This is a genomic window from Clostridioides sp. ES-S-0049-02, from assembly GCF_020658465.1.
Lineage (GTDB): Bacteria > Bacillota > Clostridia > Peptostreptococcales > Peptostreptococcaceae > Clostridioides.
In genome coordinates this window covers 106990-126306 of record NZ_JACVWG010000006.1, presented here as the reverse complement: position 1 = coordinate 126306, position 19317 = coordinate 106990, and the positions used below count along the sequence as shown (strand labels likewise).

14 protein-coding genes and 1 other annotated feature (1 of these 15 only partly in view) are annotated in these 19317 nt (G+C 28.7%); all 14 genes read right to left on the bottom strand.

Annotation, left to right across the window (positions count from 1 at the left end; translation table 11 throughout):
* Positions 1-140 precede the first annotated feature (140 nt).
* The 14 genes from ybaK to leuA all read right to left on the bottom strand — a co-directional run bounded on the left by ybaK (position 141) and on the right by leuA (position 19175).
* Entirely contained in the window at positions 141-620 is a 480-nt protein-coding gene (ybaK, locus tag IC213_RS13995) for a Cys-tRNA(Pro) deacylase (protein WP_227436683.1), read from the bottom strand.
* Between the two features lie 120 nt (positions 621-740).
* The gene (locus IC213_RS13990; protein WP_227863189.1) at positions 741-1439 is read right to left on the bottom strand and encodes an ABC transporter ATP-binding protein; all 699 of its coding nucleotides are present in this window, start codon (positions 1437-1439) and stop codon (positions 741-743) included.
* The gene (locus IC213_RS13985) at positions 1427-2212 is read right to left on the bottom strand and encodes an ABC transporter permease subunit (protein WP_227845896.1); all 786 of its coding nucleotides are present in this window, start codon (positions 2210-2212) and stop codon (positions 1427-1429) included. Before IC213_RS13985 ends, IC213_RS13990 begins: the two co-directional genes overlap by 13 nt.
* Positions 2184-3179 carry an ABC transporter substrate-binding protein gene (locus tag IC213_RS13980; protein ID WP_227436690.1) on the bottom strand — a complete coding sequence of 332 codons (996 nt, stop codon included), beginning with the start codon at positions 3177-3179 and terminating at the stop codon, positions 2184-2186. Before IC213_RS13980 ends, IC213_RS13985 begins: the two co-directional genes overlap by 29 nt.
* A gap of 122 nt (positions 3180-3301) precedes the next feature.
* Positions 3302-5236, bottom strand: a complete 1935-nt coding sequence (locus IC213_RS13975) for a YgiQ family radical SAM protein (RefSeq protein ID WP_227863188.1) — start codon at positions 5234-5236, stop codon at positions 3302-3304.
* 233 nt (positions 5237-5469) lie between these two features.
* Positions 5470-9018, bottom strand: a complete 3549-nt coding sequence (locus tag IC213_RS13970; RefSeq protein WP_227863187.1) for a diguanylate cyclase domain-containing protein — start codon at positions 9016-9018, stop codon at positions 5470-5472.
* Between the two features lie 879 nt (positions 9019-9897).
* Positions 9898-11148, bottom strand: coding sequence for a DUF1015 domain-containing protein (locus IC213_RS13965; RefSeq protein ID WP_227436697.1), 1251 nt, complete (start codon positions 11146-11148; stop codon positions 9898-9900).
* A gap of 31 nt (positions 11149-11179) precedes the next feature.
* The gene (locus IC213_RS13960) at positions 11180-12121 is read right to left on the bottom strand and encodes a D-2-hydroxyacid dehydrogenase (RefSeq protein WP_227824771.1); all 942 of its coding nucleotides are present in this window, start codon (positions 12119-12121) and stop codon (positions 11180-11182) included.
* Between the two features lie 239 nt (positions 12122-12360).
* Positions 12361-13437, bottom strand: coding sequence for a pyridoxal-phosphate-dependent aminotransferase family protein (locus IC213_RS13955; protein ID WP_227436700.1), 1077 nt, complete (start codon positions 13435-13437; stop codon positions 12361-12363).
* A gap of 355 nt (positions 13438-13792) precedes the next feature.
* Positions 13793-14308, bottom strand: a complete 516-nt coding sequence (locus IC213_RS13950; protein ID WP_227436702.1) for a PaaI family thioesterase — start codon at positions 14306-14308, stop codon at positions 13793-13795.
* 307 nt (positions 14309-14615) lie between these two features.
* Entirely contained in the window at positions 14616-15686 is a 1071-nt protein-coding gene (gene leuB / locus IC213_RS13945) for a 3-isopropylmalate dehydrogenase (protein ID WP_227863186.1), read from the bottom strand.
* Positions 15687-15692: 6 nt separating this feature from the next.
* Positions 15693-16184, bottom strand: coding sequence for a 3-isopropylmalate dehydratase small subunit (gene leuD, locus IC213_RS13940; RefSeq protein WP_227436706.1), 492 nt, complete (start codon positions 16182-16184; stop codon positions 15693-15695).
* A 14-nt stretch (positions 16185-16198) separates the two neighbouring features.
* Positions 16199-17476, bottom strand: a complete 1278-nt coding sequence (gene leuC / locus IC213_RS13935) for a 3-isopropylmalate dehydratase large subunit (protein ID WP_227436709.1) — start codon at positions 17474-17476, stop codon at positions 16199-16201.
* A complete protein-coding gene (leuA, locus tag IC213_RS13930) occupies positions 17433-19175 on the bottom strand; it encodes a 2-isopropylmalate synthase (protein ID WP_227436712.1) in 1743 nt (580 codons plus the stop codon). Before leuA ends, leuC begins: the two co-directional genes overlap by 44 nt.
* A 129-nt stretch (positions 19176-19304) precedes the next feature.
* Positions 19305-19317 (bottom strand) — a binding site (T-box leader) (it continues 232 nt past the right edge of the window).

Sequence of the window (19317 nt, the reverse complement as noted above, 5' to 3'; positions counted from 1 at the left end):
ATTTACACTTTACCATCATTTTTAAAATTTCTCAATATTTTTATATCAATTACATAATAGTAGTTAAATGTTTATTTTTAAGTCATTATTTATTTTATTAATCATATAATTTTTTGTCATCAATTTTTTATCTGAAATATCTATTTTTTTATTACATCTGTAAACTCTACTTTTATAAGTTTCTGTAAATCAAGTGGTGATAATTCTATTTGGTATCCTATTTTTCCAGCACTTACTATAATTGTATCTAATTGTTTTGCACTTTCATTTACAAAAGTCTTATAAAGCTTCTTCATCCCTACAGGAGAACAACCACCTCTAATATATCCTGTAAGCTTATTTATATCTTTTACATGAATCATATCCACACTTTTTTCTTTAGCTACTTTTGCAGCTTTTTTTAAGTCTAAATTTTCATGTACTGGTATTACATATACATAAATACTCTTACTAACTCCTTGAGTTACTAGAGTCTTATATACTTCATTTACATCTCTTCCTATATCATGTGCTACCTCTACACCATCTACATGTTCACTTTTGACTTCATAAGATAGTACCTTATAATCAATTTTGTTTGAATCTAAAATTCTCATAGCATTAGTTTTTACTTTAATCATACATTCACTTCCTTTTTATAAAATACGAACATTATCCATGTTTTCGAATATTCTGTACTATTTTAATAGAGTATTATAGTTAAAATAATTATATTTTAAAACAACAATATTATTATAACTCTATATTAACTTCAAAACTTCATTTTTTTCCAATTCACTAGAATTTTTTAGTTCTTTTTTTATTCTCACAGGAGAATCTCCTAAAATAAAGATATTATCTGCTAAAAATAATGCTTCTTCAATATCATGAGTTACAAATAAAACAGTTCTTTTTTCTTTTTTAAGTATGTCTTTAAAATTATCCATTATTATTTGTTTATTCTTTGCATCAATAGATTTAAAAGGTTCATCCATTATAATAGTCTTTGATGGATAGATAAATGCTCTAGCAATATTCACTCTTTGCCTAAGCCCTCCACTAAGCATCTGAGGATAAAATTTTTTATATTTAATAATTCCAACCAAATCTAAATATTCATCACAAATTTTATCTAATTGAGTTTTACTGTAGTGTTTATTTACAACTATCTTTATATTTTCTTCTACAGTTAGCCAATCTATTAGCCTATCTTCTTGAAATATGTAACTTACATCTAGCTTACTCCCAATTTTATTTGAACTTTCTTTAATATTTAAATTACAAGTATCATTTTCTATAATACCACTTATTATATTTAAGAGAGTAGTTTTTCCACATCCAGACTTCCCAAGTATACAGTTAACATTATCTATATAAAAATCAATATTAAAATTTTTAAATATAATATGATTATCATATTTTTTATTTATATTCTCAATACTTAACCTTATCTTTTCCATAAAAAAGCTCTCCTTGACAAAAATTTTTGAGCTACTTGTAAAATGACTGATATTAAAACTATTATAATTATCCATGCAAATATCCCAGATGTATTAAAATTAATTTTTTCAGTTTGTATCATAGTCCCAATACCATATGTAGGTTGACTATATACCTCTCCTGCTATAGCGACTTTTAAGCTTAATGAAAATGTCGATACTAATATAGATATAATTTGAAATTTTATAGCTGGTAAATAGATTTTCAACACCTTATCTATAAACCTTATCTTATACACGCTTGCCATTTCTAATAAATTTTTATCAATATTCAATATTGCTCCTAAAACACTCTCGTATAAGATTGGAAAAACTATAGTAAACCCAACTATAAAAGGTGTAGTATCTTTTTTAAACCAAATTAGTGCAAGTACTACTAATATCATCGTTGGTATTGAACGTGCTAGAGCATTAATTGGCTTTAATAAATTTCTAAAAATCCTGCTTAAGTATGCTACTATAGACAATATGATAGCAAAAATCAAAGCAAATAAAAAACTAAAAAAACATCTACCTATTGAGTAAAGTATGTCTATATAGAAATTAGAATTTAATACTATTTCTTTGATACTACTAGAGACTTGATTTATAGTTGGCAAGAATATATCATTGTTAATTTTTAAAGCAATAATTTGCCACAAAAATAAGAGGATAACACAAGAAAGTGTTACCTCTAATTTGTCTATAAATTGTTCTTTAATTTTCTTATTTTTCAACAAAGTATATTGCTTCATCTGGCACTTTGCCTCCTACTGTCTTATCATCAAAATTAGCTAATTTTTCATAGTAGTTTTTGTAATCATTAATCATATCTTTAACTGGAATATACTTTAAATTAGCTCTTTCAAGAGCTTTGCCTATTATTTTAGGTTCAGTAGATATTTCTATCTCCTCAGAATATTTACCTAATTCCTCAGGATTTTTATTTGCCCAATCTACACTATTTGATAATTGTCCTAAGAAAGAATCTACAAATTCTTTATTATCTCTTAAAAAATCAGATTTGATAATTAATGTAGATTGAGGATATCCATCCTTTGAACCACTTACTTCTTTCCATGAATCATTTAAACTTTTTATAATTTTTATATTTGGATTTTTGGACATTAAAGCACTAAGTGCAGGTTCTGGAACAATCCCTGTTGTAATTTTTCCTGTAGCCAATAATGGTACTAATTCACTTGCAGAGTTTACATAATTAAAATTTATATCTGCTGGATTTATATCCTTTTGTGATAAAAGACTTCTTATTGTTATATCTGGAGTAAGACCTTTCCCTGTACATCCAACTTCTTTCCCAATTAAATCAGAATAATCCTTTATATCATCTGTTGATACTAAATAAAGAGACCCCATACCTACAGTACCAACTATATTATAACTTGAAGTTTTATTATATGCTATTGCAGCCATATTTGATGGAACTATAGCTATATCTACATCTTTTTTCATTACTCTAGTAGAAATTGCCTCTGGTGTTTTCTCAATGCTATAAATTGTTTCATATCCATCTTTAATTGCTGGATTTTCATTTGCTAATTTCGCTACTGCTACCGCTGGCAATCCATCTGGAACAGCTACCTTTACTTCTTTAACAACTGCTGGTTCTTCTTTTGGCTTTTCATTTTGTCCTTGTGAACACCCCACTAAAAAAATTACACTTAATGCTGCTGATAACATTATATAAATATACTTTTTCATCTCTTCCTCCCGAAACTAACTTTTTATAAAATAATTATATTTATTTATATTAATTTCTGTTAATTTATCGAATAATCCTTCTTATTTAAATAATTTTATTTACTATTTACCTACACTCTATTTTAATATTTTTTCTTTCTCTTACTTGGACTTTTTTGTTGTTTTTTATTGTTTCTATTATTTGCATTATATTTTTTATTTTCAGTAGAAGACTTAGACTTATTTTTATTAGAATTATTTCTATTAAAATAAGGTTTCTCATCCTTTGGTTTTATTAGACATCTATGTCCAAAACCTATCAAATCCTCTCTTCCAGCTTCAACTAGTGCAGAATATACCAAGTCATAGTTTCTAGGTGCTCTATACTGTAATAAAGCTCTTTGCATTGCTTTGTCTCGTTTTGATTTTGGGACATAAACTGGCTTCATTGTAAGTGGGTCTATTCCTGTATAAAACATTGTAGTTGACAGTGTCCCAGGAGTTGGATAAAAATCTTGAACTTGCTCTGGTTGATAATGAGTATCCCTCAAATATTCAGCTAACTCTATGGCACTATTTAGTGTAGACCCTGGATGACTAGACATTAAATATGGTATCAAATATTGTTTTTTACCTAATTCTTCATTTATAGCAAAAAATTTCTGTCTAAACTTATCATAAGTTTTTCCTGCTGGCTTTTGCATATATTCTAAAACTTCTTCTGATATATGTTCTGGAGCCACCTTCAGTTGACCACTTACATGATGTTCTATTAGCTCTCTAAGAAACTTATTATTTTTATCTGCCATTACATAATCATACCTAATACCAGAGCGTACAAAAACCTTTTTTATGTTAGGTAATTTTCTTACAGCTCTAAGTAAATGTAGATACTCACTATGGTCTGCATCTAAGTTTTTACATGGTGATGGTGATAAACATTGTCTATTTTTACATGCACCTTTAGTAATTTGTTTGTTACATGCTGGTCTTCTAAAATTAGCTGTTGGACCTCCAACATCATGTATATATCCTTTAAAATCATTTAATTTTGTTATTCCTACTGCTTCATCAATAATTGATTTCTCACTTCTACTTTGAACAGCTCTTCCCTGATGAAAGGTTATTGCACAAAATGAACAACTACCAAAACACCCTCTTGAACTTACTATGCTAAATTTCACTTCTTCTATAGCTGGTATACCACCAGATTTCTCATATACAGGATGATATGTTTTTTGATATGGTAATCCATAAACTTCATCCAATTCTTCTCTATTTAGAGGTTTCTCTGGCTTATTTTGAACTAAATACTTACTTCCATGAGGTTGAACAATTATGTTTCCTCTAAATGGGTCTTGTTCATCATATTGAATTTTAAAAGCCTCTACATATTTCATTTTATCTTCACATATTTCTTTATATGATAGAATCAATATATAGTTATCGTATATTTCTTCTAGTGTATCTGCAACATAACATGTCCCATCAATATGTCTAATATATTTTGGGTCATATCCATCATTAAGTGCATTAGCTACATCCACAATCTGCTTTTCACTCATTCCATAAACTAATAAATCTGCTCCACTATCTATCAACATTGACTTTCTAACCTTATCACTCCAATAATCATAATGGGCAAATCTTCTTAAACTAGCTTCAATTCCTCCTATTACTATTGCAACATCGCTATATGCTTCTCTTATTTTATTACAATAGACTATTGTAGCTCTATCTGGTCTATAACCCATTTTTCCACCAGGAGAATACATATCCTTATCTCTATGCTTCTTACTCACTGAATAGTGATTCACCATTGAATCCATATTCCCTGCATTAACCAAAAATCCAAGTCTAGGCTTTCCTAATTTCATAAAATCATCTGTCGTCTTCCAATTTGGTTGTGCTATTATACCTACCTTATATCCAGCATTTTCTAAAACTCTAGATATTATTGCTGTACCAAAACTATGATGGTCTACATATGCATCACCTGTAACCAACACAAAGTCTAGCTCTTCCCATCCTCTATCTATCATATCTTGTTTACTTATTGGTAAAAACCTATTTTCCATATCATCACCTGCTCAATGTATATTTAACAAATACTTTCTTAAAATTAAAAGTATCTTTTAATTTTGTTCTTAACGCTTAATTATAACACAAAAAATACTTAAAACCACAACTTAAATAATTTATATGAACGTTTTAGGTTCAATAAATCAAAATTGTGATTTTAAGTAAATCTATAATACAGTAGTTTAAACGTTTTATTCAATTAGTTAGGAAATCTTTACAAGAAGCTCATTTAAATATTTGCTTCAGACTCAACACTATTTACTTCACTACCAAATATTAAACATGCATCTTTACCATCAAACCATTTTAAAGCTGTTGCCGTTATATTTACATTTACACCAAACTTTTTGTTACACATAAATGATTTACAAGTATCAGTTCCATCTTTTAAACAACTCATAGGGCATTTTCTACATTGTTTATTCTGATTGTTCCATAGTACTTTATAACATAAATCACCTACATGTGTATCTGGGGCTGACTCAAGCATCTTTTTATTGATAAATAACAGTTCATATGTGTTTCTGTCAACAACATAAGCCCATATGTCCATGTTATCCATTACAGACTTTTGAACTTCTAAAGATTCTTCTAGCTTACTTTGGATACGCATTTTTAATAAAAACACACTAAGCGTCTTGGAAATAAATGTCAGTGTATCCACTTCATCACTGGTCCACATACGATTATATGAACATTCATCAAATCCTACAAATCCTCTAAATTCATTACCTTCTAAAATTTTACATTGTAATATTGAACATATCCCTTGTGCTTTAAGCAAATTTTTTAAATCGCTATTGAGATTATCAACATCATTACAATAAAATAATCCATCTGCATTAAAATTTAAAAGATAATTGCCTAAATGACCATAGTAAATATTCTTAAGATTATCAATTTCTGCTGTTATTCCTTCATTACACCATTCAAATGTATTTTTACAGTAGAGGTTATCATCTGAGTTTTCAAATATATAGACACGACTCACATTAAAATGTTTACCCACAATATCAAGAATCAAATTTACAGCCATTTCTATATTATTTGATTCATACAATATATCAAATATATAATTTGTAATATGTTCCTTAAAAGACCTTGCTACATTGGTATTTTCATCTGTATTTCTTGTATTTGCTATATATTGTACTTTATCAATTTTTTTATCATACAAGGCATAACGATTCTTTCCTTTACCCTTAGCTGAATAAAGAGCTATGTCCGCATTTCTAAATAACTGCATGTAATCTGTTCCATCTTTTGGAAATCTAGCAATCCCTACACTCAAAGATATTTTATAATTATATCCTTTACCTACAAAAGACCTCTCAAACGTTTTGACCAATTCCTCTGCTTTGTTCATAATATCTTTTGTTTCAGAAATATCTTTCATAAAAACAATAAACTCATCTCCACCAATTCTTCCTACTATATCAGATGCTCTAAATAAATTTATTAAATCACTTGCAATTTCACTTAATACAGCATCACCATATAAATGACCTAAATTATCATTTATACCTTTAAAGTCATCAATATCAATAATCATTAAAGTACCTTGTCTGTTTTTATCCAATGTTATATATTCTTCTATAAGTGCTTGTGATGCTTTTTTATTATATAAACCTGTTAGTGGGTCTTTTTCCGCTCTCTCTTTTAATTTTTCAGCTTCTCGTTTTGATTCATCAATATCAGTTAAACTACCTACAACTTTATAAGGTATCCCATTATCATCAAACAGTGTCGTTGCTTTTATACTAAACCATGCATAAGTGGTATCTCTAACTCTAAGTCTAATCTCACACTCCTCATACTCACTTCCTGATGAAGTGAGCTTAGTTAATAAAATAAACTTATCTATATCATCATGATATATATCAACTGATTTAGTTATATTTTTCGTTGCATTTTCAGTTATAGGGTCATAACCAAATTTATTATACCAATTAGGAGAAATACTCATTTGGTCTTTTTCTATATTCCATTCAACTATAATATTTTGTGTCTGCTTTATAATAATCTCATGACGTTCTTCACTCTTTTTAAGCTCTTGCTCTAATAATTTAGCAGAAGTAATATCGACAATTACACTACATAGTACTGAGTTTCCATTTTCATCAACTATTTTTCTTCCTTTTAATAAAATCCATATAATACTACCATCTCGTTTTTCAACTCTTCGTTCGCATGCAAATGTATCATTTACTTTAAGTTGCTTATTTATATCATCAATCATTCCAGCTCTATCATCTCTTAAAATCAGCTTGATTAATTTATTATCTAATTCATCTTCTAACTGTTTACGTGTGTATCCAATCATATTTAAATAACCTTCATTTAAATATATACTATCAAAATCATCATTTATCTCAGTTATCACTATTCCACCAACAATGCTATCATTGATAGTCTCTATTTCAAACCTTTTTGAGTCTAATTCTTCTTGTATTTTCTTGAGTTCTGTTATATCAGTTAAGACTCCCTGTATATACTCATTCCCTTTACTATCTTTTATAGATTTACTTCTATCTAAAACCCAAATTATACTTCCATCTTTTTTTACAATTCTATATTCAACTTCAATTTTATCTTGTCTTTTTAATTGATTCAAAACGATACTATTAACCTTGTCTACATCTTCTTTATAAATCATATTTTTAAATTTATTTTTAAAAACTACATCTAAATCCTCTTCAGAATAACCTGTAAGTTCCAAAAACCCCTGACTTACATAAGTCATAGTCATATATTTATCTTTTAAGCAGTTTTTAACACCTCCTAATATATTATCAGTAAGTGCCTTAAATTTTTCTTTTTCATTTATAATAGTCTTAGTATTGTTATTTATAATATAAGCTATATATACAACAAAAATTAATATAACTAATAATATTTCTAATGCAAATATGTATACATCATACGAAATATTATCTGACTGAATATATACTACTTCACTTGGTACAACAGAAAAAATATACCAATCATTAATTCCAAGTGGTTGATAATTTAACATAAATTTCTCATTATCTAAATTATAGTTAGAATATCCAGATTTATCATTTTTAATATTTTCTTTTATAACTTTTAAACAATTTACTTCCTCACAATTATCCTTATTAAAAAGTTTAAATACACATGATAACATTTTACTATTTTCGTTTGTATTTTGAGCAATTACATATCCATTTTTTTTGGCAATATAAACGTGTGCTTTTTTATCAAATGCAGATAAGCCTAATAATTCATTCAATTTAGTTGAATCATAAGCTCCACTTAAAACACCTGCTACTTTTCCATCTTTATAGATAGGAGTAGCTAAAACTATTATTTCTTTCTTATCAATAATGGATTTTAAAGATTCTGATATGTTTTTTTCTCCATTTTTAGCTTTTTTAAAATAATCTCTATCTTTTAAATTAGTAATAATTCCATCATTAGAATAACTTTTTCCATCCAGTGTAGAAACAGACATTCTAATTAAAGAACTTCGCTTTACTCCAGACTCCATTAAATTAATCATCATATCATTATTTATATTATCTAAATTTCCCATAAAACTAGCAATAGATTCAAGCATGTCAAATTGACCACTAAGTTTTGTCTTAAGATTAATTATGTTATGCTCCGTAAATTCTGACAAATATGTATGCGTGGTCTCTTTCAACTTATTATCCAATTTAAACTTAAACTTAAAAATAGCCCCACAGGTTAAAATAATTATAATAATAAACAAGATACTAATACCTAAAATTTTTGGCTTTAGTCTGTTCACCATACTCACATCCTCATTACATATAATATATTATATGTTTATATTATATCTTCCTATTTTTATACATATTTTATTTCTTCCTATATTAGAATCAAACAACATATAGTTAAATTTATCTATAAAATTTTCATTTTACAGTTCTTTTAATTATATATTAATTGATGTATAAAAATTATTCTCTTTTATAATACTTATATTAATAAATTCCTTATAATTCTTTTCATGCTTATAAATACCTCAATCAATTTTTTAAGTTCCTCTTAGATAAGATACTATTTAACATTGTCCCACTTTAATTTAAAGATAAAATTAAACTCAATATATCCTCATTTTCAACACTTTAATTTTAATGAATATTTTAAAAATATAACTTAATTTTCTTTTGATTTTAATAAGGCTTAATAACATAGTATATACTAATTATTATTCATTATTTTTCTAATTAATCACTATACTTTTTATATAATCAATCCTGTTTCCAAATTGAATTACCATTTTCTTAAGCTTCAACACTATAAAATAATTATAAGCTTCATACTCATCCTTGAAACTTAGTTTCCGAATAATAATTCTAGCATGTCACTTTAATATCCTTTTATTTTTCTAATTTTGCTCATATAACAATATAGTCTATAATAATAACAAATATCTTTTAACGCTTATTATAAATACTGTCTATATAAATTTCCATTCTAAATTATAACATACAATATTACTCTATTTCTGTTAAATGTAAATTTTTACCATATAAAAATCTAAAAAAAAGATAGCTTTTTAGAAAAACTATCTCTTATAATTTAAAATTACTATACTATCATTTTTAATTAAAAATTAAAGGCTAAAAAGTAGTAAAGTTTACTTTTTAGCCTTTAATTTTATTAATTATTCATTTATTTCGTGTAAGAATAGCCCACATCTTACCTTAGGTTCAAACCATGTTGACTTAGCTGGCATTATCTTGCCTGCATCTGCTACTTTTATTAAATCCTCAATACTAGTAGGATACATTGCAAACGCTACCTTCATATCTTCATTAACTCTTCTTTCTAATTCCTCAATACCTCTAATTCCACCAATAAAATCAATTCTTTTATCTACTCTAGGATTTTCAATTCCTAAAATAGCATCAATCACATAATTTTGTAGTATAGAAATATCTAATGAGTCAACTGGGTCTTCTATGTCTAATAAATTCTTATTTGCCTTCATTTTGTACCATTTATCACCTAGATACATTCCGAAAGTTCCTTTTTTGTCAGGCTTATATTTTTCTTTACCTTTCATTTGTTCTACATCAAAATTTTCTTTTATTTTATTTATAAATTCTTCTTCATTTAAACCATTTAAGTCTTTGATAACTCTATTATAATCTAAAACCATTAGATTTTCATCTGGTGCAATCATTGCTATAAAATAATTAAATTCTTCTTTTCCAGTATAGTTTGGATTTTTAGCTCTCATTTCTTTAGCTACATTTTCTGCTGAAGCTGTTCTATGATGACCATCTGCAATATATAAATAATCTAATTTTCCAAATGCATTTACTAAATTACATATTATATCATCATTATCAATCTTCCACACTGTATGCTCTATCTTGTCATCTGTTATAAAATCATATAAAGGCTCATGATTATCCATAAAATCATTTATCATATCATCTATTAATCTTTGATGTTTGTAAGTTACAAGTATAGTTCCCGTATTAGCATCACAGTATTTTATATGATTAGTTCTATCAACTTCCTTTTCTGGTCTAGTGTACTCATGTTTTTTTATTGTTCCATCTAAGCTTTCATCAACTGAAATACATGCAACTATACCAACTTGAGCTCTGCCATCCATAACTTGTTTGTATATATATATACAATCTTTTTCATCTTTTACTAGAATTTCTTGTTTTCGAAATTCGTCCAAATTTTCTCGTGCTTTTAAATAAACTTTTTCATCATATAAATTTATATTTTCATCTAAATCAATTTCTGATTTATCTATATGCAAAAATGAATATGGATTCCCTTTTGCAATTTCTCTAGCTTCTTCACTATTCATAACATCGTAAGGAAGTGCTGCTACTTTATCTACTATATATTTATTTGGTCTAATCGCCTTAAATGGTTTAATCGTTGCCATTACTAAATTCCTCCTAATTGTATAAAATATTTTATAATGCTACCCCTATTAGATTGTTGAAGTCAAGAAAGTAGTCTTGAATCACATTTACAATTTCTTCTCCAATTCTTTCTTGAGCCTCTACTGTAGATGCACCAATATGAGGTGTAGGAGAAACTCTTGGGTGATTTACTAAATCTAGATTTAATGTAGGTTCTTGCTCATAAACATCTATAGCTGCTGCTGATAATTTACCCTCATCTAATGCTTTTAGTAAATCTTTTTCGTCCACCAAACCGCCTCTTGCACAGTTTATTAAATAAGCTCCATTTTTCATCTTATTTATTTCTTTTTCAGTTATTACTGCCCCCTTATTCTTATCAAAAGGTATGTGTAAAGATAAGAAATCTGCTTTTTGTAAAACTTCTTCCATATCACAGAATCTATATTTGTTAAAGCCTTGTGCTTCACCCATTATATCAGTATATATGACATTCATTCCTAATAGTTCTGCCCTCTTTGCAACTTCTTTTGCAATTCTTCCAAAACCTATAAGTCCTAATGTTTTTCCATTAATTTCTGTACCTTTGTATTTTTTCTTTTCCCATTTTCCATCTCTCATAGTTACATTTGCAGTATTTATGAATCTTGCAAGTACAAATAATTGACCTATTGTAAGTTCTGCAACAGATATACTGCTTGCATTTGGAGTATTCATGACTTTTATTCCATTAGCTTCTGCATATTTAACATCTATATTGTCTAATCCTACCCCACCTCTTACTATCAATTTTAACTTTTTACCTTCTAATGCTTTGTCTATTACATCCTTAGTAACCTTAGTAGCTGAACGTACTACAAGCACATCAACATCTTTAAGTTTATCTCCTAAAACATCTTTTTCATAAAACTCTTCTATCACATTAAAATTTAACTCTCTCAATTTTCTCGCTGCATCTTTCTCTATTCCATCAGTAATTAATATATTATACATAACAAACTCCTCCAATTATATTCACTTAATTTTTCCAATTTTTATTTTTTAAAGTATTTTCATCACTAAAAAACTTTATTTAATTACACTTTCTATTTATATAATTTTCAAAATATTTTTTATTAAAGTCATATCAAATTTCATTAATGTTTGTTAAAAATTTAATATGTAATTTTCATAAAACACATTTTATTTTATATATTTTAAATTTAACTTAAAATACACATAATTTTGTAATATTACTTATTAAAACCTAATATATCATCAATATTATCTAATAATTCTTGTACATCTTCGACAGTATAGTCACCCATATGTGAAATTCTAAAAGTTTTTTCTTTTAAATTGCCATAGCCATTTGCTATTTGGAATCCTCGTTCTTGTAATTTTGAATTTAAATTTGATACACTAATACCTTGAGTATTTTCTATAACAGTAAGTGTATTGGATAAGTGATTTTCATTGGTAAAAATTTGGAAGTGTTTTTTAGCCCAGATTCTAACTAAGTTTGCCATGTCTTCATGTCGTTTGAATCTATTATCTAGGCCTTCATCTAATATATTATCTAATTGGAAATCTAAAGCGAACATGTGAGAAAGAGATGGTGTTGAAGGGTATTGGTAGTTTTTCTTGATTAAGTATTCATACATTTCTAACAAATCAAAATAAACTCCTCTAAAAGGTACTTGCTTAGCTCTATCGATTGCTTTTTGAGAAAATGTGCAAATAGACATTCCTGGTGGTAATCCCAGTGCTTTTTGTAATGATGTTATACAAATATCTATTCCAATCTTATCAACCTCGACTTTTATTCCACCGGCTGAACTTACAGTGTCTACACAGTAGACCACATCTTTATATTTTTTAACAACTTCTCCAATTTCTTCTATTGGATTTCTTATTCCAGTTGAAGTTTCATTGTGAGTTACGGTTATTAAATCATATTCTCCGGTAGAAAGCACCTTATCAACCATTTCTGGTGTTGTTGCCTCTCCTAATTCAACTTTAAATATATCCGCTGGGACATTATTAGCCACTGCCATTTTGTACCATCTATCACCAAAGGACCCACAGGAAAATACTGCTGCCTTTTTGGATGTACAGGAACGAATGGATCCTTCCATTAAACCAGTTCCGGACGACGTGGATAAAAGTATCGTGTTGTTGGTATAGAATAGTTTTTGCATTTTTTCACTTATACTTTTTTGAAGTATAGATGCATCTTTCCCTCTATGTCCTATCATTGGTGTAGCCATCTTTTCCAAGACTTCTGCTCTAACATCAATAGGACCAGGAATAAATAATTTCTTACTCATTATAATTCCCTCCTTTTTTAGTTTGTAATATGGATAGTGTGTTTACTGTCCTTATTTTTAATATCTATAATATCAAGCTAAATTAAGTATGTCAACATAAAAATTATATTTTATATATAATTTATTTTCTATATTTTGTGAAATCATCCATTTTACACCTCATCATTAGTTTGAATTTTCTGAATTTTACCTATAAAAAAAATACACTTTTTAAATATATAAATTATTTTTTTTAACGTGTAAATTTAATGCTATTATAAGAATTTTTTTTAAGTATAGCTAAGTTATTTTTATCTTATGTTTTTCAATTTTATATTTTTTTACACATCATTTTACATAGCAAATATGTAATCACTTAAATCTCAATATATTCAACTTTTTCTTCTGATTCAGCAAAGAACCATTCTTCATCAGAAAAATCACCTTCTGCTATTTGACCAATAGGCATCTTCATATATTTTCCAGTTGCTGTTACTGCTATCTCTCCATTTGGCAAAATTATTTCTCCTGTACCTTCAAATAATTTTCTATTTTCTTTAGTTATCCTTCCAACTACTTTTATAGTAGCATCTGTTGGTACTGGCTTTTTATATTTCAATTCCAAAGATACTGTAACCCCCCATATTTGGTCATCATTTATACTTACAGCTCTTCCAATAGTCTCATCTAATATTGCAGCAGACATACCTCCATGAACTCTTCCTGGATAACTCTGATGCCAATCTTTTGTATTACAAATTGATACAAGTTCTCCATTTTCAAGTTCATAAAAATCTGCTTTTAATCCTAATTCATTTTGCGTTCCACAAACTAAACAAGATTTACTACTGTTTTGCTTTTTTAAAACCTTATATTTTCCCAAAAACTCCATCTCCTAACTAATATTGACAGTCACTTAATATTCATAATACTAAAATATATTATATAATATTAATTAAATCCCTGCAAATTTCTAATAAACAAAAATAGGCTATTTCAGCATTAAAATCTTAATCCAAAGTGTTATTTTATAAAAAAGCACAACGTGATTTTATGTAATTAAAATTACCTAAAATCATGTTGTGCTTTAAAAATAAAATATCTCTTCTACCCCAAATATAAAACTATTTCACAATAAATTTTTTACTAATGCCCCCCATTATATGACCAAATCGTATTATATAAATTAAACTATAATTCTAAATTTCATTTACTATTAATTCTCCCATTTTCTTTGTACCAACAACAGTTCCTATACTATTATATATATCACTAGTTCTGTATCCTTTTCTAAGTACATTTTGTACTGCATCTTCAATGCATTTAGCTTCATCTTCTAGATTAAAGCTATGTCTTAACATCATTGCGACAGATAAAATAGTTGCAATTGGATTTACAATATCTTTTCCAGCTATATCAGGAGCACTCCCATGTATTGGTTCATACATTCCAAAGCTATCTTCTCGAAGTGATGCAGATGGTAACATACCTATAGAACCTGTAACCATGGATGCTTCGTCAGATATTATATCTCCAAAGATGTTATTAGTCACTATTACATCAAATTGGCTAGGGTCTTTCACAACTTGCATAGCAGCATTATCAACATACATATGTGATAGCTCTACATCATCAAATTCTTTAGCTAAGTTCTCCATAATACCTCTCCAAAGTCTTGAACTTTCAAGCACATTTGCTTTATCTATACTGACAAGCTTCTTCTTTCTATCTCTAGCGATTTCAAAAGCCCTTCTTCCAATTCTTCTTATTTCATTTTCATTGTATACCTCTACATCATAAGCCTCTTCAACACCATCAATAATCTTTCTTCCACGTTCTCCAAAATAAATGCCCCCTGTTAACTCCCTCACAACAACAAAATCAATGCCTTTTTCTACTATATCTGCTCTAAGTGGTGAAGATTCCTTTATACTTTCATATATAGTTGCTGGTCTCAAATTTGCAAATAAGCCTAAGGATTCTCTCAATTTCAAAAGACCTGCTTCTGGTCTTGCATCCCCTTTACATTTATCCCACTTTGGACCCCCAACAGCTCCAAGTAATACTGCCTCGTTTTTTCGACATATTTCAACAGTTTTATCAGGTAGAGTTTCTCCAGTTTCATCAATTGCACATCCTCCAGCCAATACATATTCACAATCAAATTTATGATTAAATTTATAACAAATTTTATTTAAGACTTTTATACCTTCTTTTATAATTTCTGGCCCAACACCATCACCTTTTATGACTGCTACTTTACAATTCATACACCATTACCCCCTGTTTACCTTTATTGAGTTAATTAAACCTTCATTTGTTATGATATTTTGCATAAACTCAGGAAATGGTTCAGCCTTATATTTTGTTCCTTTTGTTATGTTTTTTATTACACCTGTTGAAAAATCCACTTCTATAGTATCACCTTCTTCTATGCTATTAGCTGCTTCCTCACATTCAAGTATTGGAAGCCCTATATTTATAGAATTTCTAAAAAATATTCTAGCAAAAGTTGATGCAATTACACAGGATACTCCACTTTCTTTTATTACGATTGGAGCATGTTCTCTTGACGAACCACATCCAAAATTTTTAGTTGCAACTATAATATCTCCTGCCTTTACTTTAGATACAAACTTATCATCAATATCTTCCATACAGTGTGTTGAGAGTTCCTTATAATCAGCTATATTTAAATATCTAGCTGGTATTATTACATCTGTATCTATATTATCACCAAATTTAAAAACTCTTCCATTAGCAATCATAAACTTTACCTCCCTTAAATTATTTCTGATGGTTTTGATATTTTTCCAGTTATAGCTGATGCTGCTGCTACAGCTGGACTGGCAAGATAGACTTCTGAATCAACATGACCCATTCTTCCTACAAAGTTCCTATTTGTTGTTGAAACTGACCTTTCTCCTGCTGCAAGTATACCCATATGACCTCCAAGACATGGTCCACATGTTGGTGTAGAAACAGCTGCTCCTGCTTCTATAAAGATAGTAATATATCCTTTTTCTATTGCTTCAAGATATACTTTTTGAGTTCCAGGAAATATCATCACTCTAACCCCATCTGCAACTTTTTTACCTTTCATGATTTCAGCTGCAACTTCAAGGTCTGATATTCTTCCATTTGTACAAGAGCCTATTACAACTTGGTCTATCTTTATATCGTTATCAATCTCATCTACTGTTTTAGTATTTTCAGGAAGATGTGGAAAAGCTACTGTTTCTTTTAATGTAGCTAAGTCAATTTCATATACTTCATCATAAATTGCATCTTCATCTGCTTCGTATACATTTACAACTTTTTCTGTTGTTGTACATTTATGTGAATTTATATATTCTATAGTTTTATCATCTACTGGAAAAATTCCATTTTTAGCCCCTGCTTCTATTGCCATATTACAAATAGTAAATCTATCATCCATAGATAGATTACTTACTCCATCTCCACAAAATTCCATTGATTTGTAAAGTGCCCCATCAACACCTATCTTCCCTATTATATGAAGTATCACATCTTTTCCAGTTATCCATTTATTTGGCTTATTCTTTAGGACAAATTTTATTGCACCAGGTACCTTAAACCAACATTTTCCTGTAGCCATGCCAGCTCCCATATCAGTTGAACCTACGCCAGTGGAAAAAGCGCCTAATGCTCCATATGTGCAAGTATGAGAATCGGCACCTATGACTACATCTCCTGCTGTTACTATACCTTTTTCAGGAAGAAGAACATGTTCTATTCCCATATCCCCTACATCAAAGAAATTGACCACTCCTTTGGATTTTGCAAAACTTCTTGTAAACTTACACTGCTCTGCACTCTTTATATCTTTATTAGGTGTAAAATGGTCCAAAACTATTGCCACTTTAGATTTATCATAAACATCCTCAATTCCTAACTTTTCAAATTCTCTAATAGCTACTGGTGATGTTATATCATTGCCTAAAACTATATCTAAGTTTGCTTCAATCAATTGTCCTTTCTTAACCTCATTTAAATTAGCATGTTTCGCTAAGATTTTCTGCGTCATAGTCATCCCCATTTTCTGCTTCCTCCTCAATATAACTTTTATTTATTGCATTCATAAGAGCATTAATAGCTGCTGTATTTATATTTTCTGATATGCTTACCCCAAAATAAACTTTATCATTATGTTCTATTCCCACATAGGCCACACCTCTTGAATGTGAACCTTCCTCTAATGCATGTTCCCAATAATATCTAAATTTATAATCTTTCATTCCACATTGTTTTAATGCATTATTAAATGAATCTACTGGCCCATTTCCTATTCCAACAATCCTTTGTTCATTACCCATATAAGTTACTCTTGCAGTCATCTCAATCATATTAGTATCATCAGAATCATCACTTTCATAGTTTATCTCATCCATTGATTTTATCTTATATTTCTTAACTTTATATGGACTCTCAACATCAATATATTCCTTCTTGAATAAGTTAAATATTGACTCACTGCTAAGTTCCGCTCCTATTCTATCAGATTCCATTTTAACCACATTTCCAAAATCAGCATGCATATTTTTAGGTATCATGAAACCATAATCTGTTTCCATTATATAAACAGCTCCACCTTTTCCAGATTGGCTGTTTATTCTAATGATTTCTTTGTATTCTCTTCCTATATCATGAGGGTCTATTGGTAAATATGGAACTTCCCAACAACCATCATTTCTATTGCTAATTGCTATCATACCTTTTCTAATAGCATCCTGGTGAGAACCTGAAAAGGCACAATGTACAAGATTTCCTGCATATGGATGTCTATCATGTACTGTAAGTTTTGTACAGTCTTCATATATTTCTATCATTTTATCAATATTACTAAAGTCTAATTCTGGGTTTATTCCTTGTGTATAAAGATTAAGACCCACATTTACTATGTCCATATTACCAGTTCTTTCACCATTTCCAAATAATGTACCTTCAAGTCTATCTGCTCCAGCTAATAATCCAAGTTCACTTGCTGCTGTACAAGTTCCCCTATCATTATGAGTGTGTAAACTCATTATAATAGAATCTCTACAGCTTATATTTTCACAAAACCATTCTATTTGGTCTGCATATATATTTGGTGTTGCCATTTCTACTGTTGATGGAAGATTTATTATAACTTTCTTTTGTGGCGTTGGTTTCCACACATCTATAACTGCCTCACATATCTCAAGTGCATAATCCATTTCTGTACCTGTGAAACTTTCAGGTGAGTATTCAAAAATAAACTCTGTTTCAGGATATTTCTTTGCTTCTTCATTGAATAATCTTGCTCCCTCAACTGCTATATCTATGATTTCTTGTTTACTCATATTAAAAACCACTTCTCTTTGAAGAACAGATGTAGAATTATATAAATGTATTATTGCTTTCTTACATCCTTTTACTGATTCAAATGTTTTTTCTATAAGATGAGCTCTAGATTGTGTAAGTACTTGTATAGTTACATCATCTGGAATCATATTTTCATCTATTAGCTTTCTTAAAAATGTATACTCTGTATTTGATGCTGATGGAAAGCCTACTTCTATTTCTTTAAACCCTGTATCCAAAAGCATTCGGAACATTCTGACTTTTTCTTCTACATTCATAGGTGTTGGCAGTGATTGATTTCCATCTCTTAAATCGACACTACACCAAACTGGAGCTTTTGTTATTTCGTTATCTGGCCATTTACGATTTACCATTTTCATTCTATTATATTTTTTATATTTTCCATATTTCATGTTATTTTCCCCCTTTTCTGTTTTTTGTATTCAGTATACCTTATATCGACGCAATTCTACCCCTTTTCAATTCATAAGTACAAATGTTAGATTTATCATTAGAATAAAAATAACCCCATCTCTAGTAAAACTAGAGACGAGG

Coding starts and splice junctions, on each gene's coding strand:
- ybaK (WP_227436683.1), bottom strand. CDS start 620: ATGATTAAAGTAAAAACTAATGCTATGAGAATTTTAGATTCAAACAAA.
- IC213_RS13990 (WP_227863189.1), bottom strand. CDS start 1,439: ATGGAAAAGATAAGGTTAAGTATTGAGAATATAAATAAAAAATATGAT.
- IC213_RS13985 (WP_227845896.1), bottom strand. CDS start 2,212: ATGAAGCAATATACTTTGTTGAAAAATAAGAAAATTAAAGAACAATTT.
- IC213_RS13980 (WP_227436690.1), bottom strand. CDS start 3,179: ATGAAAAAGTATATTTATATAATGTTATCAGCAGCATTAAGTGTAATT.
- IC213_RS13975 (WP_227863188.1), bottom strand. CDS start 5,236: ATGGAAAATAGGTTTTTACCAATAAGTAAACAAGATATGATAGATAGA.
- IC213_RS13970 (WP_227863187.1), bottom strand. CDS start 9,018: ATGGTGAACAGACTAAAGCCAAAAATTTTAGGTATTAGTATCTTGTTT.
- IC213_RS13965 (WP_227436697.1), bottom strand. CDS start 11,148: ATGGCAACGATTAAACCATTTAAGGCGATTAGACCAAATAAATATATA.
- IC213_RS13960 (WP_227824771.1), bottom strand. CDS start 12,121: ATGTATAATATATTAATTACTGATGGAATAGAGAAAGATGCAGCGAGA.
- IC213_RS13955 (WP_227436700.1), bottom strand. CDS start 13,437: ATGAGTAAGAAATTATTTATTCCTGGTCCTATTGATGTTAGAGCAGAA.
- IC213_RS13950 (WP_227436702.1), bottom strand. CDS start 14,308: ATGGAGTTTTTGGGAAAATATAAGGTTTTAAAAAAGCAAAACAGTAGT.
- leuB (WP_227863186.1), bottom strand. CDS start 15,686: ATGAATTGTAAAGTAGCAGTCATAAAAGGTGATGGTGTTGGGCCAGAA.
- leuD (WP_227436706.1), bottom strand. CDS start 16,184: ATGATTGCTAATGGAAGAGTTTTTAAATTTGGTGATAATATAGATACA.
- leuC (WP_227436709.1), bottom strand. CDS start 17,476: ATGGGGATGACTATGACGCAGAAAATCTTAGCGAAACATGCTAATTTA.
- leuA (WP_227436712.1), bottom strand. CDS start 19,175: ATGAAATATGGAAAATATAAAAAATATAATAGAATGAAAATGGTAAAT.